The organism is Rhizobium sp. AC27/96 (assembly GCF_001692325.1).
GTDB lineage: Bacteria > Pseudomonadota > Alphaproteobacteria > Rhizobiales > Rhizobiaceae > Rhizobium.
Genome location: NZ_LXKN01000036.1, coordinates 25,853 through 33,153 on the forward strand (window position 1 = coordinate 25,853; position 7,301 = coordinate 33,153).

The 7,301-nt window shown below is 57.5% G+C and carries 6 protein-coding genes; 1 reads left to right on the forward strand and 5 read right to left on the reverse strand.

Going from position 1 to position 7,301, the window contains the following annotated elements:
• Positions 1–86: 86 nt before the first annotated feature.
• From A6U86_RS24610 to A6U86_RS24620, 3 genes are all read right to left on the reverse strand, one after another.
• Positions 87–1,466 carry an aspartate aminotransferase family protein gene (locus A6U86_RS24610; protein ID WP_068396496.1) on the reverse strand — a complete coding sequence of 460 codons (1,380 nt, stop codon included), beginning with the start codon at positions 1,464–1,466 and terminating at the stop codon, positions 87–89.
• Between the two features lie 30 nt (positions 1,467–1,496).
• Positions 1,497–2,993: an NAD-dependent succinate-semialdehyde dehydrogenase gene (locus A6U86_RS24615; RefSeq protein WP_068396500.1), complete on the reverse strand. Its 1,497-nt coding sequence runs from the start codon at positions 2,991–2,993 to the stop codon at positions 1,497–1,499.
• A gap of 121 nt (positions 2,994–3,114) precedes the next feature.
• Positions 3,115–3,609, reverse strand: a complete 495-nt coding sequence (locus tag A6U86_RS24620; RefSeq protein WP_068396503.1) for an Lrp/AsnC family transcriptional regulator — start codon at positions 3,607–3,609, stop codon at positions 3,115–3,117.
• Positions 3,610–4,200: 591 nt separating this feature from the next.
• On the opposite strand from A6U86_RS24620, the gene A6U86_RS24630 reads away from it, so the two are divergent.
• The gene (locus A6U86_RS24630; RefSeq protein WP_244510084.1) at positions 4,201–5,394 is read left to right on the forward strand and encodes an alpha/beta hydrolase; all 1,194 of its coding nucleotides are present in this window, start codon (positions 4,201–4,203) and stop codon (positions 5,392–5,394) included.
• A gap of 45 nt (positions 5,395–5,439) precedes the next feature.
• Here the strand turns inward: A6U86_RS24630 and A6U86_RS24635 are convergent, their stop codons facing one another.
• Both A6U86_RS24635 and A6U86_RS24640 read right to left on the reverse strand, forming a co-directional pair.
• Complete coding sequence (locus A6U86_RS24635) at positions 5,440–5,937, reverse strand: BON domain-containing protein (protein WP_068396531.1); 498 nt, start codon at positions 5,935–5,937, stop codon at positions 5,440–5,442.
• 56 nt (positions 5,938–5,993) lie between these two features.
• The gene (locus tag A6U86_RS24640) at positions 5,994–6,914 is read right to left on the reverse strand and encodes a hypothetical protein (RefSeq protein WP_068396508.1); all 921 of its coding nucleotides are present in this window, start codon (positions 6,912–6,914) and stop codon (positions 5,994–5,996) included.
• Positions 6,915–7,301: the final 387 nt, after the last annotated feature.

Genomic DNA, 7,301 nt, shown 5'->3' on the forward strand with positions numbered 1-7,301 from the left:
ACCGAATGTGATCAAGCGGCCCATTTTTCACAACGGACCGTCTGATTATCCCGCAAACGTACGGAGTGTCTCCGTCGGGGACCGTCTCAGCGGTTTGAGAGCACACTTTCGATCGCACCGGCGGCCGCCTTGACAACGGTGTCGACTTCGTCCCGCGCCAGGCAAAGTGGGGGCGCAAAGCCGAGAATATCGCCCTGCGGCATGGCGCGGCCGATGACGCCACGTTCGAGCAATGCTGCTGCTACCTGCGGGCCGATCTTCTGCGAGGGGTCAAAGAACTTGCGATCGTCCTTGTCTTCCACAAACTCGACGGCTGCCATCAGCCCTTCGCCGCGGACCTCTCCGACATGTTTATGACTGCCGACTGCCTTGGCAAGTTCGGAACGAAAGTAGGCACCCGTTGAACCCGCGTTTTCGACGAGGCCAAGTTCGTCAACCAATTCGAGATTGGCGATGCCGGCGGCAGCGCAAATAGGATGTGCCGAGTAGGTCCAGCCATGGCCAATGGCGCCCATCTGGTCGGATCCCTTGACGAGAACCTGCCACATCTCGTCGGAAACGATGCTGCCCGAAAGCGGCGCATAGGCCGAGGTCAGGCCCTTGGCGATGGTGATCAAGGCCGGCTTCATGCCGAAATGATCGGAGCCGAACATGGTCCCGAGACGACCGAAGCCCGTGACGACTTCGTCGGCGACAAGCAAAACATCGTATTTGTCGAGAACGGCCTCGATCTTCCGCCAGTAGGTTTTCGGTGGTGGTACGATGCCGCCGGTGCCAAGGATCGGTTCGCCGATGAAGGCCGCTACCGTCTCAGGGCCTTCAGCAAGGATCAGTTCCTCCAGCTTGTCGGCGCAATGTTGCGCGAACTGTTCTTCACTCATCGACCGGTCCTCCCGGCGGAAGAAATAAGGAGCTTCGGTGTGAAGAATGGGCGCCCGCGGCAGGTCGAAGGCCTTGTGGAAGAGTTCAAGACCAGTGAGGCTGCCCGTCATGACGCCCGAGCCATGGTAGCCGCGCCAGCGCGAGATGATCTTCTTCTTTTCCGGGCGACCGAGAATGTTGTTGTAGTACCAGATCAGCTTGATGTTGGTCTCGTTGGCATCGGAGCCGGAGAGACCGAAATAGACGCGGCTCATGCCTTCGGGCGCACGGTCGATGATCATCTTGGAAAGCGTGATCGATGCCTCCGTGCCATGGCCGACATAGGCGTGATAATAGGCAAGGTCCTTGGCCTGCTCGGCGATTGCCTCGGCGATTTTCTGGCGACCATAGCCGACATTGACGCAATAGAGGCCGGCAAAGGCGTCGAGGCTCCTCCGGCCGTTGGTATCGGTGATGTAAACGCCATCGGCACCAGTGATAACGCGGGTCGGGGTTTCGCCGCGCGCATGCATTCCCATATGGGTCGAGGGATGGAAGAAATGATCCCGGTCCCAGGCGTTCAGTTCGTTGCGCTTGTCGAGCATGGTTTGGTTCCTTTTTCCGTATCAGGAGCGTCAGGCTGTAGTGTCGACGCAGATGTATTTGAGCTCGGTGAAGGCCTCGATGCCGTGGCGTGAGCCTTCCCGGCCGAGGCCGGATTGCTTCCAACCACCAAAGGGGATCGGACCACCGGTGATCTTCACGCGGTTCACGGCCACCATGCCGTATTCAAGCGCCCGCCCGAGCCGCATCTGCCGCGCGCCGTTGCTCGTCACCACATAAGCGGCAAGACCATATTCCGTGTCGTTGGCGCGAGCGACGACCTCCTCCTCCGTGTCAAAGGCGGTCACAGCCGCAACGGGTCCGAATGTCTCCTCATGCATGATGAGAGCGTCCGTGGAGGGATCGACGAGCAATGTCGGCTGGAAGAAGAGGGGCCCAGCCGAGTGGCGTTTCCCACCAACGACAAGCCTTGCGCCATGCTTCAGAGCGTCGGCGACCTGTTCTTCGACTTTCGCAACAGCTCGCTCGTGCATGAGCGGGCCGATATCGACAGCATCGGTCAGTCCATTGCCGACCTTCAGGGCTTCGATGCGCTTGCGGAACGCGGCAATAAATGCCTCCATGATCGGACGCTGAACGAAGATGCGGTTGGCGGCGAGGCAATCCTGGCCGGAGGTTGCGAACTTGGCGTTAACAGCGATGTCGACAGCGCGATTGAGATCGGCGTCGTCGAAAATGACCAAAGGCGCATGACCGCCCAGCTCCATAATGAGGCGCTTCATGGTCGCGGCGCATTGACCGGCGATGAGCCTGCCGATGTCGGTCGAGCCGGTGAAGCTCAATGCCCTCACTCGCTGATCATCGCAAAAGGCACCGACGATGGTTGCCGCATCGCCCGTAAGCACGTTGAAGACGCCCGCGGGGAGGCCGGCGCGTTCGCCAAGTTCGGCCAGCGCCAGCGCCGACAGTGGTGTTTCGGACGAGGGATGGGCAACAACGGTGCAGCCGGCGGCAAGCGCAGCAGCTGCCTTGCGAGTGATCATGGCGGTCGGAAAGTTCCAGGGTGTAACGATGCCGACAACGCCAAGCGCTTCCCGGCGGACGATCATTTCAGCGCCCGGCAGATGGCTCGTGACACCCTCTGCATTGATGCGCTTGGCTTCCTCGGCATACCACTCAACGAACCCCGCCGCATAATCGATCTCGCTGCGGGATTCGTTGAGCGGCTTACCCTGTTCCAAAGTCATGATCAGCGCCAGATCTTCGCGTGCCTCGATTATCAATTCGTGCCATTTGCGCAGGATGGATGAGCGCTGCTGAGGTAGAAGCAAACGCCATGCAGCAAGAGCTGTAGCCGCTGTGTCAATGGCCTCGTAGGCTTCTCTCTGGTCGAGGCTGGTAACCCAGCCAAGCGTTGCGGCGGATGCGGGATCCGTGACTTCGAAATTCTTGCCAGCCTTGCCTGCGATCCAACAGCCGCCGACATAGGAGAGGTTTCTCAACAAATGCCGGTCGTTCAGTCTCGACAGGGCTTCATGATAACTGGCACGGGCGTGGAGCGCGGTCATCGGCAAGGTCTCTCTTTCCAGATGACACGATGCTCTCACGGATACTCGCGAGACATTGTCTATTGGTCATGTTCTGAAAGGAGAAAAAAGCTAAAGAAGAAAAAGACTGTAGAGAGTTTCTCTATTCCCCGTCAGGAAGTTCGCCGGAAAGAAGATCCCCCACCGGAAGAACGATTTCTTCCTTCACGGTTTTGGTGACGATGTAGGTGAAGTAACGCTCGATGCCGAGATCGCGATCAAGCAGATTGTCGATTAGGCGTTGATAAGCGTCGATATTCGACGTTGTAATCTTCAGGATATAATCCACGCCGCCCCCGACAGCCCAGCAGGCGACGATTTCCGGGATGGACGCAATTGCCCGCTCGAAGCGCTCGAAGTCGGCCTGTCGATGATTGGTCAGGGTGACTTCCACCATGACGCTGGCGACGGACGCCAGCCGGCGTAGGGACAGCTTCGCATGATAACCGGTGATGATTCCTGCTTTTTCCAGCTTGCGCAGGCGCAGCCAGCATGGTGTCGGTGACAGTCCCACCTTGTCCGCCAGTGCAAGTTTGGTGATGCGGCCATCACGTTGAATGGCGTCCAGTATACGCAGGTCGATCGCGTCAAGTTTCATGTTCAAAAGATTGCTTGCACCACTTCAGATCTCAAGACCAATGGCATCTGAAGGTGAGACTGACAAGCATGCTGGCGCTCATGAGCATGATTTAAAGATACCATCTTGTCCGCTTTCAGGAGCACGTCTGCAGCCGCGTCGACCTTGATTGGATGCTTGGGCCTACAAATTTCCAACGAAAGCTGAGCGGAAGCCACAGATAGATGACGGACGCTGCGTTCCAGTTTCCTAGCCCACGATGGTGAGCTGGCTAGATTGATTGGCGCCTTCGATTGATCTTCGACGTCGCTGGGTAAGCCCGAACATTGGCCGCGAAGCCTGAAGACAATGATCTCGACGCTGCTCCAATCGCCTGTGCCCATTGTCACCCTGTGGGGTGGGGACGGCATCATGATTTACAACGATGCCTATTCGGAGTTCGCAGCGGCGCGTCATTTGCCGGCAAGCGCCGGAAGGCGGCATGCGCGCCGTCACGTTAAGAGCTCTTTTGGGGGCCGGCATTGAAGGCTTTGGCTGTTGCTTATAGTGTGATGTCAGGATAACCAGTAGCACTGAATTCTGGTAGGATAGCGCTCTCCTGCGAGCATGTCCGTGGCGGCCACATCGAACAGCCTGCAAAAATACAGCGTACTGGATCCCAGCAGAATGCCGCTTCTCGCATCTTTCCATCGCCTTCCGCGTTTCCTCGCGCTGGCTGGCATCCTTCTCGCCTTCAATGCATGTGCCGGACGCCCCGGGCCGGATATTCTCAAGGTCGTCTCGACAAAGGATGTGAGGACGAAAGAGGTTGCGATCTACACGGCGACGACCCGGGCAAAGGACGAGAAAAACGATAACGGATTTTCGACGGGACGGGCGGAGGATCTGAACTACGCGAAATATACGATATCGATCCCGCCGGACCACAAGGCTTCGACAATCGAGTGGCCGAAAGGCAAGCCGAATGCAAAAACCGATTTCGTTGTCACATCTCAAAGCACGCTGACGGCGCCCGCCTTTAACAAGGATGTCGTCGTTCAACAGGGAAAACGACGGCCTGTCGGCATATTTGTGCATGGATATAACTACACGTTTCAAGAATCGCTTTTTAGGCTGGCGCAGATGGCGGCCGACGCGAACATTGACGCCGTTCCCGTTCTATTCGCCTGGCCATCGCAAGGTGCCCTCACGGGCTACATTGCCGATCGCGAATCCGTGCTCTATTCCCGAGATTATCTCGCCTCGCTTCTGATCTCTCTCTCAGCTGATCAGGCGAACGGCGACCTCATCCTGTTTGGGCACAGTATGGGTGGCTTTTTGATCATGGAGACGGCACGGCAACTCAAACTCGAGGGACGGGATGATGTCCTGTCGCGGCTGAGCATCGTGCTCGCCGCGCCGGACATCGACGCCGATGTTTTTCGAAAGCAGATGGACGTGATTGGGAAAATGAAGATACCGCTCACCCTGCTGGTTTCCAAAGACGATCGCGCGCTTGCCGCTTCCAGTTTTCTTGACGCCGATCATCCAAGAGTAGGCCGCTTTGATATCGATGACCCCCAAATCAGGGAGACTGCAGTTAAATACGGGATCAAGGTCGTTGACATTACCTCGGTCAAGGGGACGGACGGCCTTGGTCATGATCGCTTTGTGAGCCTAGCCAAGCTGTATCCACAACTGGCATCGCTGGACGGTGCAAAAGCGAACCGATCGCCGGCGCAGGTCGGGGCTTTCATTTTCGACGCAGCGGGAGCTACGATCGCCAGTCCCTTTCGATTGGTCAGTAAAGTCGTTAGTCCGCAATAGAGCATTCCGTGGCTTCGATATAGGAGCTGCGGAAGCGAGCCGCCGTTATGCGTCGGGCGGAATATGGGAATCGACACCCATTGTACGCAGATTGTTGCGAACCTCCATAACACCTGCCACCGATCGGACAAGCGTTTCAACATTTCGAGCCACCCGAGCTGTGTCGACGCTGCCCTCCAAGGTGACGATGCCATTCTCGGCCCTGAGGTCGATACCGTCGGCATCGATATCATTGTCCCCCGCAAGACGCTCCGTTATTTCGGCTTCCAGTTGATCGCTATCTATTCTGTCTGCTGAAAGGGGCCCGAGAGTGTGGGCTGTGTCTTCTTCGGAACCTGTCGCGTCTGCCGCGTCGATGATGAAACCGGAACTAGGCTCTTCGTCGAAGTTTGCAGCGGTGTCACCATATGCCGTGTTCTCGGGGTTGGACGAGGACTTGGCGTCTTCATCCGAATATGGCCATCCTTCGCGCTCATCACGCTCCTCGTACTCTCGATAATCTTCTTCTCGCGACAACGGCTTCCGTTTATTGGGTTCTTTCATGTCGATCTCCTTCTTGAGGAGGGCCAGAGGATGCATGCACCATCTGACCCGCTAGATCATCCGGTCACGGACCGGCGCGAGGTTGGGGAAGTCAGGTTACCAGTCCCGATCAGGTCTTCCTCTTCGTCGCGTTGGGATCCGCCGAGCGCGGCCGCAGCAGAGGCAATGAATGCGCCGATGAGCAGTGACAGAGCGCCGAGCAATGCAGTTGTAGCAGCCGTTTTACGGGCAGCATCCGCGGTTTTCTGGGCAGCGACTTTGGCATCGTCGATGCGTTTCAGGACAGTGTCCACCCGCGCCTTGGCATCGTCCGTCGACAACCCGGTTCGGGCGGCAACAATCGTGGCAAGGTAGGTCTTGTCGTCGTCGGGAATCTGTCCCTGGACGGCACCGTTCAGCAATATGCCTGAGACCTCGGCAATTGCGGCATTATCATCGCTCGTGGCGCGTTGCGGGTTTTTGTCGGGGCGCAGCAATGCGTCGGTAAAATAGGATACCGAAGGATTTGCATTCGAAGAAGCAGAAGACGTGGCGGTGACGGCCGTTGATGCTGCAGTACCGATTGCGCTACTGCCGGTGGCGGCGAGCGACGTCAATGACAAGGCAAGAAAGCCAGCGACAAACAGGGTAGCCAGAGCCCAACTGATGAACCCGTGAGCGGTGTCCCGGAAGAATACCTCGTCAGTGTGAACCGCAGCCCATTTTGTTCGAAGTCGACCAGTGAGATAACCTCCGAGTGCGGATGAAAGCCACTGCACGATCACGAGCCATATTGCGGACGAGATCGCTAACGAGCCAACCGATGCGCTTTGACCCTGCCAGGGAGAGACCATGGTCAGCCCCACGCCACTACCAAGCAAGAGCAGAATGAGGCTGATGCCTGTCGCAGCGACGGCGCCGCCGATGATCGGGCCCCATGTCAGTGCCGATTGTGAGGATTCGACGGGGATTGCACCCGGCGCGTCTGAAATTGACATGCTCGTCTCCTATCGCATGAAGATAACGAGGAGGATGACGATAGGGAGTGGAATACCCAGTAGCCAAAGAAGAATGCCGCGACCCATGACTGTAAACTCCTCTAAAGATTTTGATTTCTTCGTATCAGCAACGCGGACGGCAACTGCTTGTTCCCTGCAAGCGTGTCGGATCTTCACCGCCGTCCTGCCGACTTTCCAATTGCGATTACGACATCATTGATAACTGCCATCGAGGGGTGGTCGCGTTTCGACGAGACGGCTGATCCGTACACGCCCGATCAGATTGCTGCAGAGCGTGGGCGCGATCGGATAGATCCCCGCGCTTAAGGGACTTTGGTGATGAGCGGCGAGGACTGCCCCTTCGCTCGTCACCGAATATCGGGGCTG

Bases quoted from the DNA above. Each gene is read 5' to 3' on its own strand.
- A6U86_RS24610 (WP_068396496.1), bottom strand. From the start codon at position 1,466: ATGCTCGACAAGCGCAACGAACTGAACGCCTGGGACCGGGATCATTTC.
- A6U86_RS24635 (WP_068396531.1), bottom strand. From the start codon at position 5,937: ATGAAAGAACCCAATAAACGGAAGCCGTTGTCGCGAGAAGAAGATTAT.
- A6U86_RS24640 (WP_068396508.1), bottom strand. From the start codon at position 6,914: ATGTCAATTTCAGACGCGCCGGGTGCAATCCCCGTCGAATCCTCACAA.
- A6U86_RS24620 (WP_068396503.1), bottom strand. From the start codon at position 3,609: ATGAAACTTGACGCGATCGACCTGCGTATACTGGACGCCATTCAACGT.
- A6U86_RS24615 (WP_068396500.1), bottom strand. From the start codon at position 2,993: ATGACCGCGCTCCACGCCCGTGCCAGTTATCATGAAGCCCTGTCGAGA.